The sequence below is a fragment of the Amycolatopsis pigmentata genome (assembly GCF_042684065.1).
GTDB lineage: Bacteria > Actinomycetota > Actinomycetes > Mycobacteriales > Pseudonocardiaceae > Amycolatopsis_E > Amycolatopsis_E pigmentata.
Genome location: NZ_JBHUKR010000006.1, coordinates 193,554 through 218,862, shown reverse-complemented (window position 1 = coordinate 218,862; position 25,309 = coordinate 193,554). Strand labels below are relative to the sequence as shown.

26 protein-coding genes are annotated in these 25,309 nt (G+C 67.6%); 11 read left to right on the top strand and 15 right to left on the bottom strand.

The window, feature by feature from the left end; all coding sequences use genetic code 11:
- Positions 1–49 precede the first annotated feature (49 nt).
- The 3 genes from ACFSXZ_RS09025 to ACFSXZ_RS09015 all read right to left on the bottom strand — a co-directional run bounded on the left by ACFSXZ_RS09025 (position 50) and on the right by ACFSXZ_RS09015 (position 2,219).
- Complete coding sequence (locus ACFSXZ_RS09025) at positions 50–463, bottom strand: hypothetical protein (RefSeq protein WP_378263285.1); 414 nt, start codon at positions 461–463, stop codon at positions 50–52.
- Between the two features lie 79 nt (positions 464–542).
- Positions 543–1,859: an MFS transporter gene (locus ACFSXZ_RS09020; protein ID WP_378263283.1), complete on the bottom strand. Its 1,317-nt coding sequence runs from the start codon at positions 1,857–1,859 to the stop codon at positions 543–545.
- Between the two features lie 144 nt (positions 1,860–2,003).
- Entirely contained in the window at positions 2,004–2,219 is a 216-nt protein-coding gene (locus tag ACFSXZ_RS09015; RefSeq protein ID WP_378263281.1) for a hypothetical protein, read from the bottom strand.
- Positions 2,220–2,464: 245 nt separating this feature from the next.
- On the opposite strand from ACFSXZ_RS09015, the gene ACFSXZ_RS09010 reads away from it, so the two are divergent.
- Positions 2,465–3,490 (top strand): hypothetical protein, encoded by a 1,026-nt coding sequence (locus ACFSXZ_RS09010; RefSeq protein WP_378263279.1) that lies wholly within the window; start codon positions 2,465–2,467, stop codon positions 3,488–3,490.
- Positions 3,487–4,320 (top strand): BKACE family enzyme, encoded by an 834-nt coding sequence (locus tag ACFSXZ_RS09005; RefSeq protein WP_378263278.1) that lies wholly within the window; start codon positions 3,487–3,489, stop codon positions 4,318–4,320. Before ACFSXZ_RS09010 ends, ACFSXZ_RS09005 begins: the two co-directional genes overlap by 4 nt.
- A gap of 88 nt (positions 4,321–4,408) precedes the next feature.
- Here the strand turns inward: ACFSXZ_RS09005 and ACFSXZ_RS09000 are convergent, their stop codons facing one another.
- Positions 4,409–5,428 (bottom strand): amidohydrolase family protein, encoded by a 1,020-nt coding sequence (locus ACFSXZ_RS09000; RefSeq protein WP_378263276.1) that lies wholly within the window; start codon positions 5,426–5,428, stop codon positions 4,409–4,411.
- A gap of 90 nt (positions 5,429–5,518) precedes the next feature.
- Positions 5,519–5,929: a nuclear transport factor 2 family protein gene (locus tag ACFSXZ_RS08995; RefSeq protein WP_378263274.1), complete on the bottom strand. Its 411-nt coding sequence runs from the start codon at positions 5,927–5,929 to the stop codon at positions 5,519–5,521.
- Positions 5,930–6,228: 299 nt separating this feature from the next.
- Here ACFSXZ_RS08995 and ACFSXZ_RS08990 point away from each other — a divergent pair, with 299 nt between their 5' ends.
- From ACFSXZ_RS08990 to ACFSXZ_RS08975, 4 genes are all read left to right on the top strand, one after another.
- Entirely contained in the window at positions 6,229–6,726 is a 498-nt protein-coding gene (locus tag ACFSXZ_RS08990; RefSeq protein WP_378264752.1) for a 2Fe-2S iron-sulfur cluster-binding protein, read from the top strand.
- A complete protein-coding gene (locus tag ACFSXZ_RS08985) occupies positions 6,723–7,709 on the top strand; it encodes an FAD binding domain-containing protein (RefSeq protein ID WP_378263272.1) in 987 nt (328 codons plus the stop codon). Before ACFSXZ_RS08990 ends, ACFSXZ_RS08985 begins: the two co-directional genes overlap by 4 nt.
- Complete coding sequence (locus ACFSXZ_RS08980) at positions 7,706–9,994, top strand: xanthine dehydrogenase family protein molybdopterin-binding subunit (RefSeq protein ID WP_378263270.1); 2,289 nt, start codon at positions 7,706–7,708, stop codon at positions 9,992–9,994. Before ACFSXZ_RS08985 ends, ACFSXZ_RS08980 begins: the two co-directional genes overlap by 4 nt.
- A gap of 118 nt (positions 9,995–10,112) precedes the next feature.
- Positions 10,113–11,057 carry a LysR family transcriptional regulator gene (locus tag ACFSXZ_RS08975; protein WP_378263268.1) on the top strand — a complete coding sequence of 315 codons (945 nt, stop codon included), beginning with the start codon at positions 10,113–10,115 and terminating at the stop codon, positions 11,055–11,057.
- 75 nt (positions 11,058–11,132) lie between these two features.
- Here the strand turns inward: ACFSXZ_RS08975 and ACFSXZ_RS08970 are convergent, their stop codons facing one another.
- From ACFSXZ_RS08970 to ACFSXZ_RS08960, 3 genes are read right to left on the bottom strand one after another with little or no spacing between them, the layout of a single operon-like run.
- Positions 11,133–12,056, bottom strand: coding sequence for a fumarylacetoacetate hydrolase family protein (locus ACFSXZ_RS08970; RefSeq protein ID WP_378263266.1), 924 nt, complete (start codon positions 12,054–12,056; stop codon positions 11,133–11,135).
- A 25-nt stretch (positions 12,057–12,081) separates the two neighbouring features.
- Positions 12,082–13,290, bottom strand: coding sequence for an FAD-dependent monooxygenase (locus ACFSXZ_RS08965; RefSeq protein WP_378263264.1), 1,209 nt, complete (start codon positions 13,288–13,290; stop codon positions 12,082–12,084).
- Positions 13,287–14,360, bottom strand: a complete 1,074-nt coding sequence (locus tag ACFSXZ_RS08960; protein ID WP_378263262.1) for a cupin domain-containing protein — start codon at positions 14,358–14,360, stop codon at positions 13,287–13,289. Before ACFSXZ_RS08960 ends, ACFSXZ_RS08965 begins: the two co-directional genes overlap by 4 nt.
- 394 nt (positions 14,361–14,754) lie before the next feature.
- Here ACFSXZ_RS08960 and ACFSXZ_RS08955 point away from each other — a divergent pair, with 394 nt between their 5' ends.
- Complete coding sequence (locus ACFSXZ_RS08955; RefSeq protein ID WP_378263261.1) at positions 14,755–15,699, top strand: MarR family winged helix-turn-helix transcriptional regulator; 945 nt, start codon at positions 14,755–14,757, stop codon at positions 15,697–15,699.
- A gap of 265 nt (positions 15,700–15,964) precedes the next feature.
- Here the strand turns inward: ACFSXZ_RS08955 and ACFSXZ_RS08950 are convergent, their stop codons facing one another.
- The 5 genes from ACFSXZ_RS08950 to ACFSXZ_RS08930 all read right to left on the bottom strand — a co-directional run bounded on the left by ACFSXZ_RS08950 (position 15,965) and on the right by ACFSXZ_RS08930 (position 19,362).
- Positions 15,965–16,186 carry a hypothetical protein gene (locus ACFSXZ_RS08950; RefSeq protein WP_378263259.1) on the bottom strand — a complete coding sequence of 74 codons (222 nt, stop codon included), beginning with the start codon at positions 16,184–16,186 and terminating at the stop codon, positions 15,965–15,967.
- A 136-nt stretch (positions 16,187–16,322) separates the two neighbouring features.
- A complete protein-coding gene (locus ACFSXZ_RS08945; protein WP_378263257.1) occupies positions 16,323–16,661 on the bottom strand; it encodes a P-II family nitrogen regulator in 339 nt (112 codons plus the stop codon).
- Complete coding sequence (locus ACFSXZ_RS08940) at positions 16,658–17,974, bottom strand: ammonium transporter (RefSeq protein ID WP_378263255.1); 1,317 nt, start codon at positions 17,972–17,974, stop codon at positions 16,658–16,660. The genes ACFSXZ_RS08945 and ACFSXZ_RS08940 overlap by 4 nt, the downstream gene beginning before the upstream one ends.
- A 137-nt stretch (positions 17,975–18,111) precedes the next feature.
- Entirely contained in the window at positions 18,112–18,744 is a 633-nt protein-coding gene (locus tag ACFSXZ_RS08935; RefSeq protein ID WP_378263253.1) for a hypothetical protein, read from the bottom strand.
- A gap of 57 nt (positions 18,745–18,801) precedes the next feature.
- Positions 18,802–19,362: a cupin domain-containing protein gene (locus ACFSXZ_RS08930; RefSeq protein WP_378263251.1), complete on the bottom strand. Its 561-nt coding sequence runs from the start codon at positions 19,360–19,362 to the stop codon at positions 18,802–18,804.
- Between the two features lie 106 nt (positions 19,363–19,468).
- Between ACFSXZ_RS08930 and ACFSXZ_RS08925 the strand changes: the two genes are divergently transcribed.
- Positions 19,469–20,032: a TetR/AcrR family transcriptional regulator gene (locus ACFSXZ_RS08925; protein ID WP_378263249.1), complete on the top strand. Its 564-nt coding sequence runs from the start codon at positions 19,469–19,471 to the stop codon at positions 20,030–20,032.
- A 73-nt stretch (positions 20,033–20,105) separates the two neighbouring features.
- Here the strand turns inward: ACFSXZ_RS08925 and ACFSXZ_RS08920 are convergent, their stop codons facing one another.
- Positions 20,106–21,278: an NADH:flavin oxidoreductase/NADH oxidase gene (locus ACFSXZ_RS08920; RefSeq protein WP_378263247.1), complete on the bottom strand. Its 1,173-nt coding sequence runs from the start codon at positions 21,276–21,278 to the stop codon at positions 20,106–20,108.
- Between the two features lie 151 nt (positions 21,279–21,429).
- Between ACFSXZ_RS08920 and ACFSXZ_RS08915 the strand changes: the two genes are divergently transcribed.
- Positions 21,430–22,230, top strand: a complete 801-nt coding sequence (locus ACFSXZ_RS08915; RefSeq protein WP_378263245.1) for an alpha/beta fold hydrolase — start codon at positions 21,430–21,432, stop codon at positions 22,228–22,230.
- A gap of 42 nt (positions 22,231–22,272) precedes the next feature.
- Here ACFSXZ_RS08915 and ACFSXZ_RS08910 read toward each other — a convergent pair whose 3' ends face one another.
- Entirely contained in the window at positions 22,273–23,211 is a 939-nt protein-coding gene (locus ACFSXZ_RS08910; RefSeq protein WP_378263244.1) for a LysR family transcriptional regulator, read from the bottom strand.
- A 126-nt stretch (positions 23,212–23,337) separates the two neighbouring features.
- On the opposite strand from ACFSXZ_RS08910, the gene ACFSXZ_RS08905 reads away from it, so the two are divergent.
- Together ACFSXZ_RS08905 and ACFSXZ_RS08900 are read left to right on the top strand one after the other, a co-directional pair.
- Positions 23,338–24,492 carry an acyl-CoA dehydrogenase family protein gene (locus ACFSXZ_RS08905; protein WP_378263242.1) on the top strand — a complete coding sequence of 385 codons (1,155 nt, stop codon included), beginning with the start codon at positions 23,338–23,340 and terminating at the stop codon, positions 24,490–24,492.
- Positions 24,492–25,295, top strand: coding sequence for an HpcH/HpaI aldolase/citrate lyase family protein (locus ACFSXZ_RS08900; RefSeq protein WP_378263240.1), 804 nt, complete (start codon positions 24,492–24,494; stop codon positions 25,293–25,295). Before ACFSXZ_RS08905 ends, ACFSXZ_RS08900 begins: the two co-directional genes overlap by 1 nt.
- Positions 25,296–25,309 lie beyond the last annotated feature (14 nt).

Genomic DNA, 25,309 nt, shown 5'->3' with positions numbered 1-25,309 from the left:
CGTCGTGGTCGGCATACCCGGGACGCTGTCGTGGAAACCGGTGCTCCGCTCAGGCGCCGAATGTCTGGGGGCGCGCAGCGACGTCCCGTCGGGCGGGTGCGAAGACCGGGGACATATCGACGTGCGCACGCAGTTCGGGAAAGCGCCCGTCACCGTCTCGGCCGAGCGAGGCCACGCGACCGTCCACTGTGCACACATCATGGGAGCCGGGCACCGCGTCCTGCTCGAACATGACGACGCCCCAGGGGGCCAGCACTGTGTGTGTCTGCCGGGGCTGGTGACCCGCCGTCTCGCCGAACTCCGTGCACATCGCTTCGCTGCCGTTGACAGGGTCCTCATTCGAGACCCACAACTGCCCCTCGGGCTCCCCGTCCTCCTCGGCGCCGTCGGTGTAGTCAGCGGCGCAGAGCAGGTACATGCGCTCGATCCATGCGTCCCGGGCTGAACCCGATCCGACCACCATGGTGTCCTCCTTGTCGTCACAGACCGGAAAATGACGGGCCGGGCCGCGGACAGGATCCGCGGGCCGGGCCCTTCGTCGCTCAGATACGGGCGGCGACCTCGCTGACCTTCGCCGGTTCGCCGAGGTCGGACTTGGAGGTCTCGCGCAGGGCGAAGACGCAGCCCATCGTCAGGACGCACCCAGCGCCGATGATGATCGAGATGGGGAGGGTGCCCCCGCCTCCGGCGATCATCGAGGCGAACACGACCGGTGCGACACCGCCGCCGATACCGGCGATCTGATAGGCGAGGGAGGCGCCGGTGTAGCGGACCCGGGTGGGGAACAGTTCGGGGAAGAGCGCGGCGAGCGGGCCCGACATGCAGGCGCACACGATGCCCAACCCGACGACGACGGCGACGGTGAGCTGGAACGCCGACCGGCTGTCGATCAACGGGAAGAGCACGAACGCCCAGATCGCCATGCCGGCCGCGCCGGCGATGATCAGCGGACGGCGTCCGAATCGGTCCGACAGCGCGGAGAACCCGATGATGCCGGCCACCGCGACGACCGAGGCGGCCGTGAGCGCGTTGAGCACGGTCTGGCGGGGGAATCCGGCATGGATCGCGTACGAGATGACGTAGGTCGTCAGCGTGGTTTGGCCGACGTAGGTGCCCAGTGCGATGCCGATCGCGAGGAGCAAGCGCCGGGGATGGTGGCGCAGCACTTCGAGCAGCGGTGCCGGTGCGGGCTTGGCATCGGCGGCTTCGGCGAACACCGGTGTCTCGGCGACGCGCGATCGGACGATGAGGCCGATCGCGAGCAACAGGACGCTGGCCAGGAACGGGATCCGCCATCCCCAGCTCAGGAATGCCCGCTCCCCGGTGGCGCCGGCCGAGACGGCCATCAGCACGGTGGACACGACAATTCCGCTTGGCGCGCCCGCGTTCGTGAAGCTCGCCCACAGGCCACGTCGCGATCTGGCATGTTCGACGGACATGAGCACCGCACCGCCCCACTCGCCGCCCACGGCCACGCCTTGGATCACCCGCATCAGGACGAGCAGAACCGGTGCCCAGGCCCCGATCCGCGCCGATGTCGGCAGGACACCGATCAGCGTGCTGCTCAGGCCCATCATCGTCATGCTCAGGACCAGCATGCGCTTGCGGCCGAGCCGGTCACCGAAATGTCCGAACAGGATGCCGCCCAGCGGTCGCGCGAAGTACCCGGTGGCGAACGTGCCCAGACTGGCGACGGTGCCGGCCAAGGGATCGAGGCTGGTGAAGAACACCTTGTTGAACACGACCGCCGAGGCGGCGGCGTAGAGCGTGAAGTCGTAGTACTCGATCATGCTGCCGAGATAGCTCGACAGCACGGCGCGGCCCAGTTGGCCGCGCGAAGCCGAGTTGGGGTGCGTCATTGCGAAACCCTATCTCCTGATTAACCCCCCACGGTACGCACCGGACCTGCTGTCACGGTTCGTCATTAATCGCAGCCTACGGGGAGAAATGTCAATACGCAACAAAAAAGGACTTCCCTCCCGGGCCGCCGGTCGAGTGTTCCCTCAAAGCAATCGCTTTTCACCCGTGAGGCCATCGCCGGCGGCGAATAGTTCTCCGGTGGAATCGCGATTCACCACACGAAAACGAAATTCGTGAGTCGGGTCCATCGCGCCGGGATGCGGCCCGGCCAGTCCGGCACGGATGTCGCCGCGGAGCCGGGTATCCGGCCGCGGACGGTGGGTAAGCGGCGACAGCGGTTCGCGGGCATCGCTGGTCACCGATCGCTCGGCGGCCGATTCGTATTTGTCCGGGCCGAGTGGTGCGGCTTATAACTCGTACCAGGACGGACGGTGCTGTTCGGAGCACCGCGGACAGGTATCACGGCCGGGGCGCTCCGCCGTACGCTGGCCACTACGAATGCGGTGCGCGGTCCCGGCACGTGAATGCGCGGGTGCCGGCCACTGACGGCCGGCCGCGAGCACAACGACCGATACAACGAAGTTCGGCAAGAAGTGAGGACAGAATGGACGGCAATACCTACCCGCACAACTGGAGCAGGGAGGGTTTCCTCGGTGACTTCGTCGTCACCCTCCGACCGCACCCCATCAACGAGTACACCGAGGTAACGGGCCCACACGCCCCCCACCGTATCGACCTCACCGCGATCAAGGCGGCCGATGCGACGGATCCCGCCGAGCTTCCCACGGTGTTCGCCCGCTCACGCAACGATCTGACCCTCTCGGTGTCGGCCCGGTCCGAGCCGACACCGTTCGTGTGGCGCAACGCCGAGTACGACGAAGTCCATTTCGTCCAGGAGGGCGAACTCGACTATGTGACCGACTGGGGCACCCTTTCGGTGGTGCCGGGCGACTTCGTGTTCCTGCCGCGTGCGGCGTCCTACCGGGTGGTCCCGACGACGGAGTCCACGCTTCGCGCGATCATCGAGACGCCCGAGATGGTGTCGATGAACCCGCTGGCGCAGCCGGGAATGATCAACGCGGCCCGTTCCGTTCGCCGCCCCGATCCGACGCGCACGTCCCGGGCAAGCGGGGAGACGACGCTGCTCATCAGGACCGCCGACGGCTTCACGCGGTTCACGATGCCGCGCGACCCGCTGGCCATGACGGAGGTCGTCTACGGTCAGCCACCGGTCTGGAAGGTCAACCTGGCCGAGATCCAGCCGGTGGCCTATCTGCCCGCCGGCGGCCCACCGTTGCATTTCGCGGAAACGCCGACCAAGGATCTGCTCCTTTACACCCTGAGTTCCCGGCCGGGCGGCCGTCCGCCGCAACATCACAATGCCGACTACGACGAGATTGTCTTCTACTTCCGCGGACCCGCTCCGTACGGCGGACTGTCCAAGCCCGGCAGCGGGATCTGGATCCCGAAGGCCGTTGCCCACTGGGGTCCCCGTGAGGATCCCGAGGGCGGCTATCTGGCTTGGCTCATCGAGAGTGGCGGCACCCTCAGGCTGACTTCCGAGGGACTCGCGGCCGCGGAGTTGATGGAGACCAGCCTCTTTCACCCTCTCAAGCAGGACGACGCGTGAGCGCGGTCATCACGGTCGCCCCGACGGGACCGCTCGCCACCAAGAGCGACAACCCGAGTTTGCCGACTCAACCACACGAGATCGCGGACGCGGTGGCAAAGGCCTACCAGGCCGGCGCTTCCGTCGCGCATCTTCATCTGCGTGACGAGCATGATCGGCCGACCGCCGATCTGGACATCGCGCGGCGAACGATCGACCTCATCGCCGAGCGATGCCCGATCCTTGTGCAACTCTCCACGGGCGTCGGTCTCGAGGTGCCTTTCCAAGAGAGGGAACGGCTTGTCGAGTTGCGGCCGCGTATGGCGACTCTCAATCCATGCAGCATGAGCTTCGGCGCGGGTGAGTTCAGGAACCCGCCCAAGGACGTGCGTCGCCTCGCGGCGCGCATGCGCGAACTCGGTGTCAAGCCCGAACTCGAGATCTACGACACCGGCCACCTGGACGCGTGCCTGCGGCTGCGTGACGAGGGGCTGCTCGACGAGCCTCTGCAGTTCAGCATCGTGCTGGGAGTGCGTGGTGGTATGGCGGCCACGGCCGACAATCTGTTGACCATGGTGCGCCGGCTCCCGGCCGGGAGCGTTTGGCAGGTCATCGCGATCGGCCGCGCGAACCTCCAGCTGACGGCGATCGGACTCGCACTGGGCGGTAACGCCCGCGCGGGGCTGGAAGACACCCTGCACATCGCCAAGGGTGAGCAGGCAGCCGGGAACCAGCCGCTCGTCCAACGCGCGGTCGACCTGGTACGAAGCGTAGGAAGAACACTGGCCACTGTGGAGCAGGCGGAACACAGCCTGCGGTTGCCCCGGCAGTCCGTAGGCCAGGGAGTCTGAGACCCCGGACATGATTCCGCCGCGCGAGGTTGTCCGATCTCGCGCGGCGGAATCATGCCGGAGCCGGCCCGCGGCTACTTCCTGGTCTTCACCGCACGCCGTCGGAGCCGTGATCGACCGCTTGTCGAGAGGAGTGCACCCGGCCGGTGAGCCTCTCCCAGTTCCCGTAGGCGATCTTGTGCCGCTGCGCCTCGGTCAGCAGGGCCGACTTCTCCAGGAAGGCTCGTGAAGCGCCTCCGCCGATGGTCGGGAGATAGGGATAATCGGTGGAGAACATGATCCGGTCGACACCGACGAGGTCGATCGTCCACGCCAGGTACCGCGGCGAGTACATTCCACTCGGCGTGTAATAAACGTTCTCGCGCAGGTATTCCGTGAGTGATCGGTCGAGCGGGGGACGCATCACCTGGTCGAGCAGTTGTACGCGTTCGGCATAGAAAAGGACGAGTTCGCCCCAGTGCCCCACGATGATCTGCAGGTCCGGGTAGCGATCGAAGACCCGTCCGTAGATCATGCGCAACAGCTGGATGCCGGTTTCGTAGTGCCAGCCGATGGCGCCCGCGGAGAAGAGGAAATCCGCGTCCTCGTTCCCGAGTCCGGAGTAGTAGGCGTCCTTGACGGCGCCAGGGGGCGAGGACGGATGAAGGTAGAGGGGGACGCGCAACTCCGCGGCCGTGGCCCACAGTTCGTCGAAGTCGGGATGGTCCACATTGCGCTCGCCGACCCGGCCGAACATGAAGCCGGCACGGAAATTCAGGTCTTCGACACCGCGACGCAACTCCGCGGCGGCACCGGCCGGGTCCGGAGTGGGCAGGCTGACGAAGCCATCCAGCCGGTCGGGATGGGCCGCGACCGCTTCGGCGATCCGGTCGTTGGCATCGCGTGCGAGCGCCACGGCCTCAGCGGGGGGCAGCGCTTCGAGTCCGGGCGCCGACAAGGAGAGCACCTGCACATCGACGCCCGCATCGTCCATAGCGGCCAGGCGTGTGCCGGACAGATCAGCGAGCTTGCCGGCGATCGGTCCCCCGCCGAACGGCAGGGAGCGCGCCGTCCATGCGTCGGCCAAGGGCGGCGTGGAGACATGCTCTTCGAGGCAGATGATCTTCATGGATGAGTCCCTCTGACAGAAGTACGAATCGGCACCCGGCCCGTGTGCGGCCTGGTCGGGGCGCACACGGGCCGGCGCGCTCCAAGAGCGTCAGGAAACGACGCCTGCCGTCGCGTCGGACGGCGCGAACACCGGTGACATGTCGACGTAGATGCGCTGTTCGAGAAAACGCTCGCCCTCGACCTGACAGACCGCGGCGCCGGGAACGACCACATGGGACCCGTCGTGACGGTCGAACGCCACGTCCATCTCGAACACGACGAGACCGCCCGGTAGTTCCCAGAGGTTGAGCAACGTATGGGTCTCCTTGACCCAGTTGTCCACGATCCCGCCCAATACGGAGTGAATCGCTTCCCGTCCGACGACCGGTTCGAAATTCGCGAACCGCAGCACTCCTTCCGGTGCCCAGAATTCCATGGCGCGATCGATGTCCTTCGCGCCACAGAGCTCGTAGTAGCGCCTGATCCAGGGCGCCGACGCGGTTCCTTTTCCGACACTCATGTTGCCTCCATCTCCGTCGATGCCAGTGCAACTCTGGTGAAAAGTAGGCCGCGCCGGCCGCCCCGGGAAGTATGAATCCCCCGCCGGGTCATCCGCGTTCGGCGATAACCCGGCGCGCGATCGCCAACGCCCGATGACCGACGGCCCCAAAACGTATTGGAGTCCGCTCGGCACTCGAACTACGGTGCCTCGTAGGGGAGGCGAAGGCCACGGTCGCCGCGAACGCTCCTCCGCAGCGCAGGCTCGCGCGGCCTCGCCGTCATCGGCTTCTCGTGGAAAGAGGACGGATCGTGCCGATCATGCTCAATGGCGTCGAGGCACCGGTGCCCGCCGACGCCCGCGTCTCGCTGCTCGACTTCGTGCGCGAGCATCTCGGGCTGTACGGCTCGAAAAAAGGATGCGCGCAAGGGGCGTGCGGCGCTTGCACGATGCTTGTCGACGGCGAGCGCATCCTCGCCTGCCTGGCCTTGGCCGTGCAGTGCGAAGGGCGCGAGGTGACCACGATCGAAGGCCTCGCGAACGACGGTGTGCCGCATCCGCTCCAGCAAGCGTTCATCGACGACGACGGGTTCCAGTGCGGCTACTGCACCCCCGGTCAGATCTGCTCGGCGGTCGGCATGGCGGCGGAGGTGGCCCGCGGGGTCCCCAGCCACGTCACCGAGGATCTCGCGGCGACCGACATCGAGCTCAGCCACGACGAACTGCGTGAGCGGATGAGCGGCAACCTCTGCCGTTGCGGCGCCCACAACGGGATCGTCGACGCCATCGCCGAGGTTTATGCGAGGCGGCTCCGGTGATCGAGTTCGGGTATTCGCGCGCCGTCGATGCCGCCGACGCGATCCGCCGGGCCGAGGGCGGCGCGCGCTACCTCGGTGGCGGGACCAATCTCGTCGACCTGATGCGCCAGGACGTCGAGGGACCCACGGCGCTCGTCGACGTGTCCGGCCTGTCGCGGAGTATCACGGAGACCGCCGACGGTGGCCTGCTGATCGGGGCGGCGACGCGCAACACCGCGGTGGCCGAGCACTCCGCGGTCCGCACTCGCTACCCGATGCTCACCCGCGCGATCGTCGCGGGCGCCTCGGGGCAGATTCGCAACATGGCGACGGTCGGTGGCAACTTGCTGCAGCGCACGCGCTGTCCGTACTTCTACGACACCGACGGCGCGCGATGCAACAAGCGCTCCCCCGGCGAGGGCTGCGATGCGGTCGAGGGCATCAACCGCGACCACGCGATCCTCGGTGCCTCGCCCTCGTGCGTGGCCACCCACCCCTCGGACATGTGCGTCGCACTGGCCGCTTTGGACGCCGTAGTGCACCTGCGCAGTTCAGCCGGCGAGCGCACGGTCGCTCTGTGCGACCTGCACCGGCTGCCTGGTGATCGTCCCGACGTCGAAACGGTTCTCGAGCGCGGCGAGCTGATCACCGCCGTGGAACTGCCCGCGCCCGGGTTCGCCGCGCGTTCGACCTACCGCAAGGTACGCGACCGTGCCAGTTACGCGTTCGCGCTTGTCTCTGTCGCCGCGGCACTCGATCTCGACGGTGATGCGATCACCGGTGTGCGCCTGGCGCTCGGCGGGGTCGCCCCGAAGCCCTGGCGGGCGTGGCGCGCCGAGGAGATGCTGCGAGGCGGCGGGGCAACCGTGGAGAACTTCGCTCGGGCGGCCGACGCCGAACTGGCCGAAGCCCGTCCCCTCGCGGGCAACGCCTTCAAGGTCGGCCTCGCCCGCCGCACGATCGTCGCCGTCCTGCGGCAACTGACCGAGGGAGCCCGCACGTGAGCACCAGCCCCTTCCAACCCGTAGTGCCGGTCGCCCCGGAGGGCTGGACTCCGGGCGTCGGTCCCGACCCGGTGCTCGGCGCCCCGCGCCGGCTCATCGGTTCGCCAGTATCGCGCCTGGACGGACGGGCCAAGGTCCTCGGTGAGGCGCGTTTCGCCGCCGAATACGTGTTCGACGGAATGGTCTATGCCGCGCTGCGGTACGCCACGATCGCTCGCGGGCGCATCACGGCGCTGGACACGCGCACCGCCGAGGCCGCGGCCGGTGTCGTGCTCGTCATGACCTATCGCAACGCTCCGCGGATCAACCCCGCGCCCTCGTTCCTGACCGGACCGAAGTCCTTCGGCTGGAGCAGCCTGCCCATCATGCAGGACGACAGCATCCACTGGAACGGCGAACCGGTCGCCGTCGTCCTCGCCGCGACACAGGAGCAGGCCGACCATGCGGCGTCGCTGATCGAGGTCACCTACGCCTCCTCGGCGCCACGACGATTCGTTGACGCCAAGGCCCATCCCCGCAAACCGGACCACGTCCTGTTCCGGCCGACCAGCGTCACCGTCGGTGACGCCGAAGCGGCGCTCGCCGAGGCGGCCCACTCCGTCGACCTCGTCTACCGCACGCCGCGCCAGAGCCACAACGCGATCGAGCCCCACGCCGTGACGATGGCCTGGATCGACGGCGACCTCGTCGTCCACGACTCCAGCCAGGCCGTCAAACCGCACGCCTGGACGTTGGCCCAGGTCTTCGGGATCGATGAGGACCAGGTGCACGTCAGCTCGCCCTACGTCGGCGGCGGGTTCGGGGGCAAGACGGTGTGGTCCCACCACGTGCTCGCCGCCGCCGCGGCGAAGCTCGCCGGGCGCCCCGTGCGGCTGGCCCTTTCCCGCGAGGGCGTCTACCGGCTGGTCGGCGGTCGTACCAACACCGAACAGCGAGTCGCGATCGGCGCCGACCGCGACGGGCGCTTCACCGCGCTGATCCATACCGGCATCTCCGCGATAACGCCGTACAACGTCCTCGCCGAGCCGTTCACGCTGCCCGCTCGGATCATGTACTCGACCGAGACCTTGAAGGCGGACCAACGAGTGTCCGATGTGGACATGGTCGCCAACTCCTTCATGCGCGCGCCCGGGGAGGCGGTCGGCACCTTCGCGCTCGAATCGGCGATCGACGAGCTCGCCGCGGAACTCGGCATGGACCCGATAGAACTGCGAATCCGCAACGAACCCGAGCGAGATCCCGGCACCGGGCTGCCGTACTCGTCCCGCCAGCTCGTCGCGGCGTGGCGCGCCGGTGCCGAACGTTTCGGCTGGGAGCGGCGGAAACCGCCGGGCGAGCACCCGGACGGTGAATGGCTGATCGGGCTCGGCTGCGCGAGCGCGACGTATCCACACCAACGCTTTCCCGGCGCCGGCGCGCGCATCACGCTGGACGACTCGGGCCATGCGACGGTGCAGGTGGCGGCCAACGACATGGGGATGGGCACCGCGACGACACAGACGATCATCGCCGCGGAGCGCCTCGGTCTGCCGCTGGACCAGGTGACCGTCGCCTACGGTGACTCGTCGTTCCCCGGCACCTTTCAGGCCGGGGCTTCCGCGCAGACGGTGACCATCGCCGCGGCGGTGGTCACCGCCCAGCGCGAACTCGTGGCACAGCTGCTCAAACTCGCCGGTGACGACTCGCCACTGTCCGGGTTGACCGCGGACGAAGTGGGTTGCCGCGACTCGGGACTCTGCGAGCTCGCCGACCCGAGCCGCTGGGAGAGCTACACGCGGATCCTGGAACGCGCCGGATGCGACGAGGTGTCCGCACTCGCCTCCGCCGCCGAACCGGACGAAATGAAAGCCCACTCGATGCATTCCTTCGGTGCGGTCTTCTGTGAGGTCCGGGTCAACGAGGTCACCGGTGAGACCCGCGTCGATCGCGTCGTCGGTTCCTACGACTGCGGCCGGATCCTCAACCCCAAGACCGCCGCAAGCCAGCTCCGCGGCGGGATCATCATGGGGATCGGCCTCGCGCTCATGGAGGAAACCGTGTTCGACGAGCGGACCGCCCGGATCATGAACGCCAGTCTGGCGGACTACCACGTACCGGTCCACCTGGACGTGCCGAGGATCGAGGTCATGTGGACCGACATCCCGGATCCCCTCGCGCCCGCCGGCGCGCGTGGAGTCGGCGAGATCGGGATCACCGGAGTGGGCGCGGCGATCGCCAACGCGGTTTGCCACGCGACCGGCCGCCGGGTCCGCGACCTACCCATCACTGTGGACAAACTGCTCTGAGGGCTCCGGTTCCGCCCACTCGACGAAATGCCGGGTCGGATTGGTCATCATTGGTGAGCCTCTCATCAGTTAGGGTGGCAAAATGAGTGCTGCAACACACGAGCGGACCGGTACCGATGTGGATCCCGTGTCGCCTGCCCGGGTCTCATCTCGCTATGACAACCGCATCACCCTGCAGAAGCTCGAGGTGTTCTGCACTGTCATCGAACTGGGCGGCGTCTCTCGTGCGGCGGATCATCTCTGGGTCGCCCAGTCGGTGGTCTCCGGTCACCTTCGCTCGCTGCAGGAACGACTCGGTGTCCAGCTGCTCTACCGCGATGGCCAGCGGATGAAACTGACCAAGGCGGGGGAACAGGTGCACCAGTGGGCGAGCGAGATGCTGTCGGGGACGCGTGACCTGATGCGCAGGCTCGACGACCTCGACGATGCGAACAGCGGCACTCTCTCGCTTGCGGCGAGCCTCACCGTCGGTAGCTACCTGATGCCGCCGATCCTGGCCGAGTTCCGCCGCGAGCGGCCGCGCGCGATCATCACCATGAGCGTGTCCGATCCCGAGATGGCGTTCGCCGCGGTGGAATCGGGCAAGTGCGATCTCGGGATCGTCATCGCCGGCACGGGCCACGAGCACCCACACGTGCGTTCCGAGGAGATCGGCCGCGAGGAGATCGTGTTGGTCACGGCGCCGGACAAGCTCGGCGGGGTTGACGAGCTGAAGCTGGCCGACCTGTCGGAGCTGTCCCTCGTGGCGCCATTCGCCGGAAGTGTCGCGCGCGACGTAGTCGACCGTCAGCTCGTCGAATGCGGCGCTCCCCCGCAGCGCGCCGTGATGGAGCTCGGGCACCCGGAGGCAATGAAACGCGTGATCCGCAACGGCGTCGACGCATGCCTGCTCTTCCGCAGTTGCGTCGAAGACGAGCTCCACCAAGGAACCTTGCGTGCGATCCCGTTGGCGGATGGGGATCTGTCGATGCCCGTGTTCAGCCTCACGCACGCCGAGCGGCCGCCGCTCCCGATCCACACCGAACTCGTCGAGGAGACGCGCGCGTACCTGGCGGCGCGCTAGGGCGTCGAGCCCGGCAAAGCCTGCCCTCGACGCCGCCAGGTCCATTGTGGATCTTCTCGCGACGGTCGGCCGAAATCACTTCGCGCGTTCGCTGACCGGCGTGAGGCCGGCCGGGGGCTTGGGTCCCTGCCCCGCGCCGCGGGTCGGGCACAAGCCCGCTCCTTGTGAGGACACGGAGACGGTGAGCCGGTCGAGCCCGGTGACTTCGACCTCGATGCGGTCGCCGTGGTGGACGGCGCCGACTCCTTCCGGAGTACCGGTGGTGACGATGTCGCCCGGGTGGAGCGTCATCACGGACGAGACGTAGGAGATCAGTTTTCCCACGTTCCAGATCAGATCCTTCAGATCGGCTCGCTGGCGTAGCGCACCGTTCACCCACAGCCGCAGTTCGAGTTCGTCGATCGGCGGGACATCGTGCCGGTCCACAATGGTCGGTCCGAGGGGGGTGAAGGTGTCGAAAGACTTGCGCACCGAACGGTCTTCGCCGCCACGCATGGTCATGTCCAGCAAGCAGGTGTAACCGAAGACGTAGTCGAGCGCCTTGTCCTCGGGCACATCGCGTGCGGGGCGGCCGATCACCGCGGCGAACTCGCCTTCCTGGTCGAACCGCCGGTCGGTATAGGGCAGCCGCACCACGCCGCCGTCCCCGAGAACCGACGACGGCGCCTTGAGGAACACGCCGAGCGAGTCGATGTGGCTCGCCTCGTTCATCTCGGCTTGGTGGTTGCGGTAGTTCACCGGCGCCGCGACGACCTTGGACGGGTCAGGCACCACCGGGAGCACCGTCACGGACGCGGCGTCCACCAGCGGAGCGCCCACGGCCAGGGCGTCCAGGTCGGTTCCCGATCCGGCGACCGCGATCAGCCGGCGCATCGGGCTACCGTCGCCGGCCGGCAGCAGGTCGGTCAGGTCACGGATCTGCCGGCCGTGAACTCCGGAAGCGCCGGATACGCCGACGCGCGTGCGGCCGGCGGAATCCCGAAAACTCAGATAACGCACAGGGTTTCTCCTTGGTGGGACGGAATCAGGGAACAGTGACCGGAGTTTCGGCCGGCGCGGCGGCATAGAGCCAGTCGAGTTCGCTGTAGTCGTCGGGTTTCCGGAGCGCGAGGAGCCTGTTCCGCAGTCCGACGGTGAGTGGGTCATCGGTGTGCCAGAGTTCGCCCCAGGGCCGGGCCCTGGTCTGGCATTGCGCCGTGCGGGGCAGGCGGATCCGCTCGAACTCGCGGTACGCGGCGTCGATGTCGTTGCCGTGGAGTTCCAGCCGGTAACCGAGTTCAACGGCGTCTTCCAGTGCCTGGCACGCGCCTTGGCCGAGGTACTGAAGCATCGGGTGGGCCGCGTCGCCGGTCAGCAGAAGCCGTCGGTGGATCCAGGTGCCGACCGGGGTGCGGTCGTACATCGGCCAGTATTGATCGCGCCCGATCCGTGCCACGGCCGCGCGCACCGGGTCACAGGCACCGGCGAACGCCGCGTCGAGCTCGTCGGGAGTGCCCCACTGTCCCGGCTCTGTATGTCCACTGTGGAATCTTTCGCTGCGGAACACCGCGACCTGGTTGCACAGCTCACCACCCCGCACCGGGTACTGGATGGTGTGCACGCCGGGCCCCACCCACAACACGACTTCCTCGGGTGCGACCGCGCCGTCCACCTCGGTCATCGGCACTGTGCCACGGTAGGCGGCATAACCGCCGCACACCGCGGCGTCACGCACGACCTTGCCCCGCAAGGTGGAGTGCAGGCCGTCGGCCGCGATCAACGCTTCGGTGTCGTAGGCCGCTCCGTCCGCACAGAAGACGGTGGCTCCGTCGGCGCGTATTTCGGCATCGACCACCGTCCGCTTGGTCTCCAGCGTGACCAGGTCGTGGGCACGGCATGCGGCCAGCAGCGCGTCGAGCAGGTCGCTGCGATGCAGGACCAGGTACGGGTAGCCGTAGCGGCGTTCGAAGCTCGTTCCGAAGTCGAGCGAGGTCAAGAGGTTCCCGTTGACCGCGTCCCTCATGACGGCCCGACGGGGCGCGACCGCGAGCGGGCGGATGTCGTCGAACACGCCGAGAGCGGCCAGCGCCCGGCTCGCGTTCGGTCCGAACTGAAGGCCGGCACCGATTTCGGTGAACTCCCCGGCCCGCTCCAGCACGTGGACCCGCCGACCGTGCCGCGCGACCGACAAGGCGGTGGCCAACCCGCCGATACCGCCACCGACGACGAGGACCGGCACAGTGGTAGTGGTCATGCTTTCGCTCCTGTGACCGTCTCGACGCGAAAGAGGCCCAGCGCCTCGAGCACCGGCGCGTCGCTCGTCGTGAACAGGTCGAGCTCGGTGTCGGCAATGACCGATCGTGGCGCCCAGGAAGGAATCGCCACGATGTCACCCGGCTCGACGGAAAAGACCTGGGCCTGCTCGCCACTCCCCACCGTGATCCGTCCCGTACCGTGCAGTACGCACGTCACCTGCCCGCCGGTCTGGCGGACGGACGCGGTCATCGTGCCCGGACGGAGACGCTCCATCTCACAGCGCATTGTCGGCATGACATCACCACCGCGGACGGGGTCGCTGTAACGCATCCGGGCGTGGCCGTCGGCGCGCACGGCCAGTTGTGCTTCGAGCGCGCGTTCGGTATCCGCCCACCGGTAGGCCAGCAGTGGCGAACGATGGGCCGGCAAGTCCGGCCCGCCGACCGGGACCAGTCCGGGGCCGCCGCCGAACCAGGCCTCCGAAGAGGACTGGCGCATGGTTGCCCGGTCGGCGTCTTCCGAGGGGCCTTCCTCGAAGAAGACGGCGTCGAGCGCGGCCACGACCGGCAGGTCGAGCACGTCCATCCAGATCATCGGGGCGGCCGTGGGGTTGTGGTGTTCGTGGAAGGTCCAGCTGGGAGTCAGGACGAGGTCGCCGGTGCTCATGTGCAGCGGGTCCGAATCGACGAGGGTCCACACGCCTTCCCCTTCGACGATGAATCGCAGCGCGGCCGGGGTATGCCGATGCGCCGGGGCGACCTCGAATCCCCGCAGGTACTGCACTGCCGCCCACAGCGTCGAGACGGCGTACGGAGCGCCGTCCAGCCCGGGGTTGCAGCACGCCAGAACCCGCCGGTCACCGCCACGATCGACGGGCACCAGTTCGCCTGCCCTGGCACCGAGTTCACGCAGCTCTTTCCCAGCCCATCGGTACGGGACACCACGCACGACCGGCTGCGCGGTAAGAAGTCCACTGAGTTCCCACAACGGTTGCAGTGAGGTTTCGGCGAGTTTCTCGTAGAGGACCGCCAAGTCCGGATCCGTGGTCTTGAACTGTCGTGTCGCCATATCGCTCCGATCAGGATCGGCCTTCTGGATGCCGGCAAACAATTTCTCGTCCCGGGCCACGAAATGTTCCCGTCGCCGACGAGTACGTGGTTTCCGGGCAACCCACGATTCCGGCGTCGTCGAGCCGGGGATGGGAACTTGTGCCGAACCGCCGTGCGTCCTGCACACCGAGCCCGACGCCTCGACCAAGTAAGACCGTACACGCACTATCTACGAGTAGGCAAGATGTCTCTCAGTTCTGGCCTTTCCAAGGATCTGTCGGCATCATGTGTCCGTATACGTACTATTGCGGGATCGCGATGGGCAGGCTCCGCACGGAGGCTGCGAGCGCGCCCTCGCCGGCAGGGCCCAAGCCCTGGGTACGCTTGCGCATATTGTTGGAGAGGAGTGCCCAGTGACGGCCCGCGGCCATGATCGACCATCCGTTGCCACGGCGTCGTCCGCGTCGACACCCCTGGTGTCGGTCCCCGGCTATCTCATCCGCCGGAGCCAGGCGGTGCACAACGTGTTGTGGGGAAAATTGGTGCCCGGAGACATCACCCCACCCCAGTACGCCGTACTGTCCGTGCTCGCCACCTTTCCCCGGTCCGATCGGCAGCAGATCGCGAGGCTGGCGTCGCTGGACAAGTCGTCGGCCGCGGACGTCGTGGCCCGGTTGGCACGGAAGGCGTGGATCAGGCGTGAACGCGACCCCGAAGACGCCCGCCGTTATCTGCTGTCGCTGACCGAGGCCGCCTCAATAGCATTGTCGTCCATCACCCCGCAGATCAGCGCTGTGCAAGACGCCCTGCTGGCGGTCCTCCCGGAATCGCGGAGAACGGCGTTCATGAACGAACTGACCGCGGTCGCGCGGCTGATGCCCGGCGAACTGGGCGACCTCCCCCAGGACACCTACCCGGTCCTCGGGCTGACTGTGCCCGGCCACCTGATCCGCCGTGCGCAGCAAGTCCATACCTCCTACTGGGCCGAGATCATGGACGGCCGGCTGACCGGACCGCAGTACGCGGTGCTCCGCGTCATCGGCCGGCAGCCGGAAATCAATCAACGGCGACTCGGCGAATTCGCGGCGCTCGACAATTCGACTACCACTGACATTGTCAACAGGCTCGCGGGGCGAGGCTGGATCACCCGCGAAACGGATCCCACCGACGGCCGGGGAAGGATCCTCACGCTCACCCGCGAAGCGACCACGTGGCTGCAAAGCATCCATCCCAAAGTCGAGGTCGTCCAGCAACGCCTGCTCGAACCACTCCGCCCACGCCAACGTACGGGGTTCCTCCGCGATTTGGCGCGTGTGGCATTCGAGGGCGACCCTCCTGAAGCGGTTTCTTCTGTCTGAAGAATCTCATCCGCGTAGTGTTCGAGTTGCCGGGTCTGAGGCCGCGCGCACTCGAACGCCTAATCCTGGTGGGGGCGGACGACGATCGGCGGGTTCGGGCCTTGGGTTCGCTCCAGGGTCGGCTGCCGCAGGTCGAAGCGACGTACAGGCAAACAGGGCATGCCCGGTTAGCACTCCCCCACGCGACACACCCGCTCAATCGCCGACAAATCGCAAGAAACGATGCGGCCCCGCAAGACACATGTCACACAACGCGAAAAGCGTCTCAGCGAACCAACCGGGTGTCCTCCATCCGGACTCTGGCGATCTCGGCCTTCAGAGGTTTGGCCTGCATTCGGTTCAGAAAGGTGTCACCGTAAGGGTCCAGGTGCCCCAGGATTGGATAGGCGTCACGATCGACAACGAGCTGTACAGGATCGAAATCCGGATCAGCGGAAGTCGATTCGAGTACGTCGCCCCGCGCGGTGCGTACCTCGACACGGATCATTTGCGAAACCTCCGCGACTTACCGTCGATCCTGGCGACATAGGTCCAAGGCTTGGCCCTACCCGCCGTCCACGGGACAATCTTGGTGCTGCGCGCACCGCTAATTCCGAACACGCGGGGCAACGGCCGCGCCCGGCTCAGATCGCGTCGGGGCCGCGCTCGCCGGTGCGCACCCGTACGACGGTGTCGACCGGGGTGACCCACACCTTGCCGTCCCCGATCCGGCCGGTGTGGCAGGCGGCCACCACGGCCTCCAGTGCCCGGTCCACCAACTCGTCGTCGAGCAGGATCTCGACGCGCACCTTCGCCACGAAGTCCACCGAGTACTCCGCACCGCGATAGACCTCGACGTGCCCCTTCTGACGGCCGTACCCGCGCGCCTCGGTCACCGTCATGCCCAGCACGGCGAGCCGGTCCATCGCCTCCCGGAGATCGTCGACCACGAACGGACGCACGACCGCGGTCACCAGTTTCATGCTTGTCCCCCTTCCACGGCACGGGCTACCGCAGTCCGCCGACCGGGTTGCACCGCAAGATCGTAAGCGCCTTCCGCGTGTTCGGCTTCGTCGATCCCGTCGAACTCCGCCTCGCGCCCGGCGCGGAGGCCGATCGTGCGGTGGATCGCCCAGGTGATCCCGAACGTGACCACCAGCGAGTAGCCGAACGCGGCGAAGGCGGCGACCGCCTGGCGCCACAACTGATCGAGCCCGCCGCCGTAGAACAGGCCGTCCGCGCCCGCGCCGTTGACCGCCCTGGTCGCGAACAGTCCGATGAGGATCAGCCCGGCCAGCCCGCCGACGCCGTGCACGGCGAGCACGTCCAGCGAGTCGTCGAGGCGCAGCCGGTACTTCAGCCCGATCGCCACCGAACAGACCACACCGGCGACGAGACCGATCGCCGCGGCGCCCACGGGCTCGACGTAGCCACAACCCGGGGTGATGCCGACCAGGCCCGCCACCGCGCCGGAGGCGGCACCCAAGGTCGTCGGCTTACCGTCGCGGAACTGCTCGACCAGCAGCCAGCCGAGCACCGCGGTCGCCGCCGCGAGCGTGCTGTTGACGAACGAGGTCGCGGCGACACCGGAAGCGCCCAGGGCCGATCCGGCGTTGAACCCGAACCAGCCGAACCACAGCAGCCCGGCCCCGAACATCACGAACGGGAGATTGTGCGGCCGCACGGCCTGGCTCGGCCAGCCGTGGCGCCTGCCGATCACGACGGCCAGCGCCACCGCCGCGGCCCCGGAGTCGACCTCGACGGCGGTGCCACCGGCGAAGTCCAGCGCGTGCAACCGGTTGACCAGCCAGCCGCCGGCCGTGCCCGGCCCGGCGAAGCCGTCGAAGGCGAACGCCCAGTGCGCGAGCGGGATGTACACCAGCGTCACCCAGAGCGCCACGAACAGCAGCCACGGCCAGAAGCGCGCGCGTTCGGCGACGGCGCCGACGAGCAGCGCGACCGTGATCACCGCGAACATCAGCTGGAAGGCGGCGAAGGCGAGCAGCGGCACCTTGTGTCCGTCGGGTCCGACGGTCGCTTCGCTCAGCCCGTGCAGTCCGGCCAACCGGAAGTTCCCGATCAACCCGGCGAAGGCGTCGTTTCCGAAGGCGAGTGAATAGCCGTAGAGGAGCCACACGATGCCCACGACGGCCAGGCAGACGAAGGTCAGCATCATCACGTTCAGCACGCTGCCGGCGCGCACCATGCCGCCGTAGAACAGCGCGAGGCCCGGTGTCATGAGCATGACCAGTGCCGCCGAGCCGAGCAACCAGGCCGTGTCCCCGGTGTTGAGCACCGCCGCCTCCTCGCGTCTCCGGTATGTTGCCTGGAGATTTCGCGGGCCAGACCGGGTTGTGGTCGTTGTCACGCCGATCACGCGGGCGCGAGGCTTCGTCGATTCACAAGGGCTCGCCTTCCCAACGGTTCGACCGATCACCACTTGTGCTTGTGGTTCGCACGGTGTGCCAGCCGCAACAGCGTCCGGCACTGGAACCGAGCCAGCGTCGCTCCGGTAAACGCCTGCCAAGGCAGATCGTCATGGTTTCCGATGACCGACCGTGCCTGGGACACCACCTCGTCGAGCAAGACGTTCGCTCGCTCGTTGTCGCCATTGTGACCCCGGAGCTTGAGGGCCATCGCGAATTCGAACTGAGTCCGCAAGGTTTCCGGGTGGGCGATCCCGAGCGCGCCGAGTTGTCCACGGTGAGCGTGTCCCAGCGCCTCCACCGCCTCATCGAACTTGGCCAGCTGGTAGTAGGCCAAGCCGTGCACGTAGTACTCCCGAAGGACGATCGGATGGTGCTTGCCCAGCCTCTCGTCCAGCACCGGGAGCAGGGCGGTGGTGGACGCCAGCGCCTCCTTGGCCTTGCCTTGCGAGATAAGCGCGAAATCGACACTGACCTTGGTTGCCAATACTTCGACGTTGCGTATGCCGAGTTCTTCCTCCCGCTCCCGCGCGATGCGGCGCAGCGTCGTCTCGGCGGCGGCCCAGTTCGGTTTCAGGGTTCCGCGCAGGCGCCGCCCCCGGATCCGCCGCACCTCCTTGGCCACTGTCGACAAGACCACGTGCCGAGGGGGTAACGCCGTCTGGGGGTACCCCTATGTACTGTCGAGTGGTCCGGATCATTGAGCCGGGTTGTGCGGACCGGTGCGGTCCGCGCCGATGGCGACGCCGACGATCGTGCAGGACTCGGTGCCGTGGTTGCGCCAGGCGTGCCGGGTGCCGTTCTGGATGACCACGTCGCCTGCCCGCAACACCGTCCGCTCGCCGTCGTCGAGCTCCAGGGTGATCTCGCCCGACACGATCAGCACGTAGTCGATGCTGTCGGTGGTGTGCATCCCCGGCGCGCCGGGTTCCATGGCAGCCCATGCGCCCGGCATCAGCCGCTCCAGTTCGGCCAGGGCCGCGGCCTGGTCGAGATCGGGAGCCGGGACCAGCTCACCCGGCGCGATGGTGTTGACCATGAAGCGCGACCCGTCTCGCGGCGGGTAGTACGCCTCGGCGCGGCGCGGCGAGCCGTCATCAGGGAACGTGGGCCGCTCGTCCCGCCCCCACAGCCGGTAGGCCGCACAGCCGGGCATCAACTCGGACGTGATGGGCTCGACCGCACGGTCCTCGACCACGCGGGCCTTGCCGGCGGAGTCGTGCCCGGTGACCACCCGGCGAATCCCCCTGTGCTCCATCCGGTCCCCCTTTGATACTACAGCGTATGGATACGGTGGCGTATGGATACGCCACCGTATCCTGAGCCTGCGAACGTCGTCAATACGCTGGCGTATCCTCTTGCTCGTGGTGAGCGAGTCGACCCGGCTATCCGCCCAGGACTGGACGCGGGCCGCGCTGAAGGCGATCGCGGACGGCGGGCTGGCCGCGGTCGCGGTCGAACCGCTGGCGCGGACGCTCGGCGTCACCAAGGGCAGTTTCTACGCCCACTACCGAAACCGGGACGAGCTGATCGCGGCGGCACTCGCGGAATGGGAACGAAGCCACGGCGACGAGGGGCTCGCCGAATTCGCCGCGATCACCGATCCGGAACAACGGCTGCGCGAACTACTCACCACTGTCGTGCACGCCGTCGCACCACTGACGCCGTCGGTGCACCTGAGCCTGCTCGGCGACCGCAACGACCCCCGGGTCAAAGACGTGGTCCGCCGGGTGAACCGCGCCCGGCTGGACATGCTGACTCGCACCTACCGGGAGCTCGGCTTACCCCCGGACCGGGCGCGGTCCCGCGCACGGGTCGCCTACGCGGCCATCCTGGGACTGGTGCACCTGGCTCAAACCGATCCGGACGCCCCGCACTCCGCCGTACTCGCCGACGAGGCAGTCGCGGTCTTCCTGCCATCGCGATGAGAGCGTTGCGTCTTCGGCCGTCCTCGACGACGCGTTCGGCGATCGGACCGTTCTCCTTGGCCCGAGTGTGATCTCAGGCGCCTCGGCCGGCGTTCACTGCCCCGAATGCGGGAGACGCGCCGGTCGAGTCCGTGGAGGGGCTGAAGCCGGAGAAGCTCTCTTCGCGTTTCCTGAGCCAGTAGGAGATGCGGGTCGGGGCTTGGGCGTAGGGGTCGGACAGGCCCAGTTTGCGCGCGGCATCGATGGGCCAGTTCGGGTTGTAAAGCAGTTCGCGGCCGAGGGCCACGAGATCCGCTTGCCCGCCTTCGATGATGGCTTGGGCTTGCGTGGCGTGGACGATGTATCCAACCGCCATCGTCTTCACGGCGGTGCGCGCCCGCACTTGTTCCGCATAGGGCACCTGATAGCCGTAGCCGGTGCTCGCGGCGCCCGAGAACGGCAAGCCGGTAAGGCCTCCTGAGCTGCAGTCGATGACGTCCACTCCGTGAGTTCGAAGCTCCCGCACCAGCTCGACAGTTTGTTCGATATCCCATCCGTAATCCACGCACGAGAGGCGGACGAACAGTGCCTTGGCGGGCGGCCAAACGGTCCGTATCCGGTCGATGATCTCGACGAGGAACCGGTAACGGTTCTCCGGGGACCCGCCGTAGCGATCGGTGCGCTGGTTCGACAACGGCGACAGGAAGGTATGGATCAGATAACCGTGTGCTGCCTGCAGTTCGAGGACTTCGTAGCCGGCCTCGTCCGCCCGTCGAGCGGCGTCCACGAACGACCGCGTCGCGTCTTCGATGTCGCGCGACGACATTTCGACGGGCACGGTGAATCCTTCGAGCGCGATGGGCACCGCACTCGGGCCCAGAACCTGCCAATCGTCCCCGGCGGGCGGATTCGGATCGTGCGGCGCCCAGGGCGCGTTCCGGCGCCCTTTGCGTCCGGCATGGATCAGTTGTATCCCCGGCACGGCTCCGCTGGACTTCACGAGATCGGCGAGTCGCGCGTGGTGGGGAACCAGGCTGTCGTCCCAGATACCGAGGTCTCCGGCGGTCCCGCGGCCTTTCCGGTCCACCGTCGTGCCTTCCTGCAGGATCAGTCCGGCGCCGCCCTCGGCGAGCCGCCCGTAGTGCACCGTGTGCGCATGGGTCGGCCGTCCGTCGACTCCCGAGTACTGCCACATCGGCGACGCGACGATCCGGTTCTTGAGCCGTACTCCCCGGATTTCGATCGGGCTGAAGAGGTCTGGTGCCATTCGGTTGCTCCTTGGGCCGGCAGGTCGGGTCGGGCGGCGTCGAATCCGGGCAGGTCGCGACGTCGGGTTCCATTGACAGCGGGGTGGTGCCTGGTTAGCGTCATGCTACTCCACGACACAGTGGTCCACATTGCGGCACAGAGGAGTGTTGATGACGGTGGCAAGCAGGACCCTGGAGAGCCGCGAGGTCCGGCGAGCGGACGACACGGCCATTCGCTATACGGTCAGCGGTCCGGCGACAGGGCCGACCGTGGTCCTGGTGCACGGTTGGGCGTGCAACCGCAAGGACTACGACGTAGTGACCACGTTCCTGCCCGGCGAGATCCGCGTGATCGCGGTCGACCTCGCCGAGCACGGCGAGTCGCGCTCGGCACGCGACGTCTGGACGATCGAGGAATTCGCCCGTGATGTGGTGGCGGTCCTCGATGCCGAATCGGTGCGACAGTGCGTCGTCGCCGGGCACTCCCTCGGCGGCGCGGTGGTCGTCGAAGTCGGCCGGCTGCGTCCGGACACGGTCACGCACATCATCGCTTTGGACGCCTTGCACTACCTGTTCCTGTTCGGCGCCCCGGACGAAGAGCAGGCTGAGGGGTTGCTGCGAACGCTCCGTGAAGACTTCGGCGGGCTGGTGCGGAGCATGGTCGAAGCGGGTTCACCGGCGGGGACCGACCCCGCGCTGAAGGACGCGCACTTCACCAAGATGGTGTCGGTGCGCCAGCCGGCGGGCACTCGCGCGTTCGAGGGCCTGGTCGCATGGAACATGGAAGAGGCGCTGAGCGAGGTGACGCAGCCCATCACCGTTTTCGGGGTGCGGGATCTGGTCACCGAGGAGGCCATCGGCAGTCTCGCGGACCGCGTCGAGATCGTGCTCGTCGACCTGGGCACGCACCACTTCCCCGTGGAGTCGCCTGAGGCGACGGCCGAACTCATCGCCGGCATCGTGAACTCCTAGGAACGACCTGCGCCCGCCGTAGCCTGAGCGCGGCGGGCACGGTCAACCCAGCGAGTCGACGAGCCGTGCCGTCGGCCATCCTCCGTCCTCGACCAGCCTGCGCGTTACGCGAACGATTTCACCGGAGACAGCCCCTACGGCTGGAGGCATACGGCTGGTTCGCGGCAACGCGAGGATGATGGTCCGGGAGACCTCGGGATCGGTGAGCGGGCCGCCGCACAGCCGCCCGGCCGCTACGTCCTCGGCCACCCCCGCGGCAGGCAGGACGCTCCACGCGTTCGCGGTGGCCACCAGTTTTTTCTGCACAACCATCGAGTTGGTCTCGCACGTGATCGTGGGCTCGACGCCGGCGGTGTGGAGGGCCTGGTCGATGAGGGTCCGCAAACCGTGCCCGGCGACGGGAAGGACGAGTGGCCGTTTTGCCACGTGGGCCCAGGTAAACGCGTCGGTGCCGGTGAGATCGACGTCCGGCGGCGCGACTGCCCATAACGACTCGCACAGCAGAGGCGTGAGGGAAATCGACGGCGCCGAAGCCAGGTTGTACAGCAGGGCCATGTCCACCGCGCCGTCGTCGAGCCATTGCTGCAGGTGGCCGGAATACGCGCTCAGCAGCCGTAGATCGATACCCGGATGCCGGTGTCCCACCGCTTCGAGCAACGGCGCGGCGAGGAGTTCGACGGTGCTTTCGAGCAGACCGATCGTCACGATCCCCTGAACGTGCCCCGGATCCGGCCGGATTTCGGCCCGCGCTCGTTCCAGTTCGAGCAGCGCACGCCGTGCGCGCTCGGCCAGGATCTCGCCGGCCGGGGTGAGGGTCATGCCCTGGCGGGTGCGCTCGAACAGCGGGACGCCGACCTCGTCCTCCAGCGCGCGGATGTACCGGCTGACCGCGGGCTGCACCACGTGCAGCAGGCGGGCTGCCTTGGTGACGCTCCCGGTGTCGCTGACCGTCACCAGCGCGGTCAGGTGTTTCAGGTCCATCGGACGTCCGGCCTGGCCATGCCCGAACCGTCTAGGGTCATCACGAATCAGCATTTTACACCTCGTCCTATCACGAAATACGATGGATCTCGCGGTCCCCCTTTCCCCGCTTCCGAGAGGCCGAATGTGTACGAACTCAGCGCTGATGAGACGGAAATCGTCGCGGTCGTCCGGGACTGGGTCGACCGGGAGGTCAAGCCCGTGGCGCGTGAACTGGACCATGCCAACACCTATCCCGAGGCGTTGATCGGGCAGATGAAGCGGATGGGCATCTTCGGGCTCGCCATCCCCGAGCCGTGGAACGATGCCGGCGTTTCCGCCCCTTGCTATGCCGCCGTGACCGAGGAACTCGCCCGCGGGTGGATGAGCCTCGCCGGCGCCGTGGGCGGGCACAGCGTCGTCGCGAAACTCCTGGTCGGTTTCGGGACGCGGGAACAGAAAGACCACTACCTGCCGTTGATGGCCACCGGAGAAATCCGGGCGGCCATGGCGCTCACCGAACCCGGCGGCGGGTCCGACCTTCAGGCCATGCGCACGGTGGCCCGCAAGGACGGCGAGGACTACGTGATCAACGGATCCAAGACCTGGATCACCAACGCCCGCCGGTCGCAGTTGGTCGCACTGCTGTGTCTCACCGATCCGCGCGCGGAGCCCCGGCACCGTGGCATCAGCATCGTGCTGGCCGAAAAGGGCCCTGGCTTCGAGGTGTCGCGCGATCTCCCGAAACTCGGTTACAAGGGCGTGGAAAGCTGCGAACTGTCCTTCAGCGACTTCCGGGTGCCGCGGACCGCCTTGCTGGGCACAGTGGAGGGTCAGGGCTTTCCGCAAATGATGCGGGGACTCGAAATCGGGCGCATTCAGGTGGCATCGCGCGCCCTGGGCGTCGGTGCCGCCGCGTTGGAGGACGCGGTGCGCTACAGCCAGGAGCGCGAAAGCTTCGGCCAACCGATCTGGAAGCACCAGTCGGTGGGCAACTACCTCGCCGACATGGCCACCCAGTTGACGGCCGCGCGGCAACTGGTCCAGTACGCCGCACGCCGCTACGACTCCGGCGAGCGGGCCGATATGGAGGCGGGAATGGCCAAGCTGTTCGCGTCGGAGACGGCCATGAAGATCGCTCTCGACGCGGTGCGGATCCATGGTGGATACGGCTATTCGACCGAATTCGACGTCGAGCGCTACTTCCGCGACGCGCCACTGATGATCGTCGGCGAGGGCACCAACGAAATCCAGAAGAACGTCATCACCCGCGAACTCATCAAGCGGAACCCGGTGCGGTGATGGCCGGCATCGATGCGACCACCTGGCTCTTCGTGCCCGGCAACGCCCCGCATCGCTTCGGCAAGGCGGCGGCCGCGGGCGCCGGAGCCGTGATCATCGACCTCGAAGACGCGGTGCGCCACGAAGACAAGGACATGGCTCGCGCCGAGGCGCTGCGCTGGCTGACCAGTGGCGGCAAGGCATGGGTCCGGGTCAACGCGGTCGACACCGCCTGGTTCGCGGCCGACATCGAAGCGATCGCCGCCGCCGAAGGGCTGCTCGGCGTGGTTTTGCCCAAGGCCGAGAATCCGTCTTCGTTGACAGCGCTGGCTTCGCGGCTGCGGCCCGGGGCGGGAATCGTCGCGCTGATCGAGACCGCGGTGGGTCTGCATCGCGTGCACGACATCGCGGCCACGCCCGGGTTGGGACGTCTCGCGTTCGGTTCCCTCGACTTCGCCGCCGACCTGCGAGCCGACGACACCCACGACGCGATGTTGCTCGCGCGCACCACGATCGTCCTCGCGTCCCGCGTGGCCGGACTCCCGGCTCCGATCGACGGTGTCTCGACGGTCATCGACGACGCCGAAGCCGTGGAGAAGTCGGCCCGCCGTTCACGGAGCCTCGGCTTCCGAGGCAAGCTCTGCATCCACCCGGCCCAACTCGCCCCGGCGCGGCGCGGTCTTGCCCACAGCGAGGAAGAAATCGCGTGGGCGCGCGCCGTGCTCGACGCGGCCGAAGGCTCGGCGGGAGCGGTCACCGGCCCGGACGGCCAAATGATCGACAAACCCGTGCTCGACCGCGCTCGCGCGATCCTCGGATTTTGAACGCCCGGCACGAA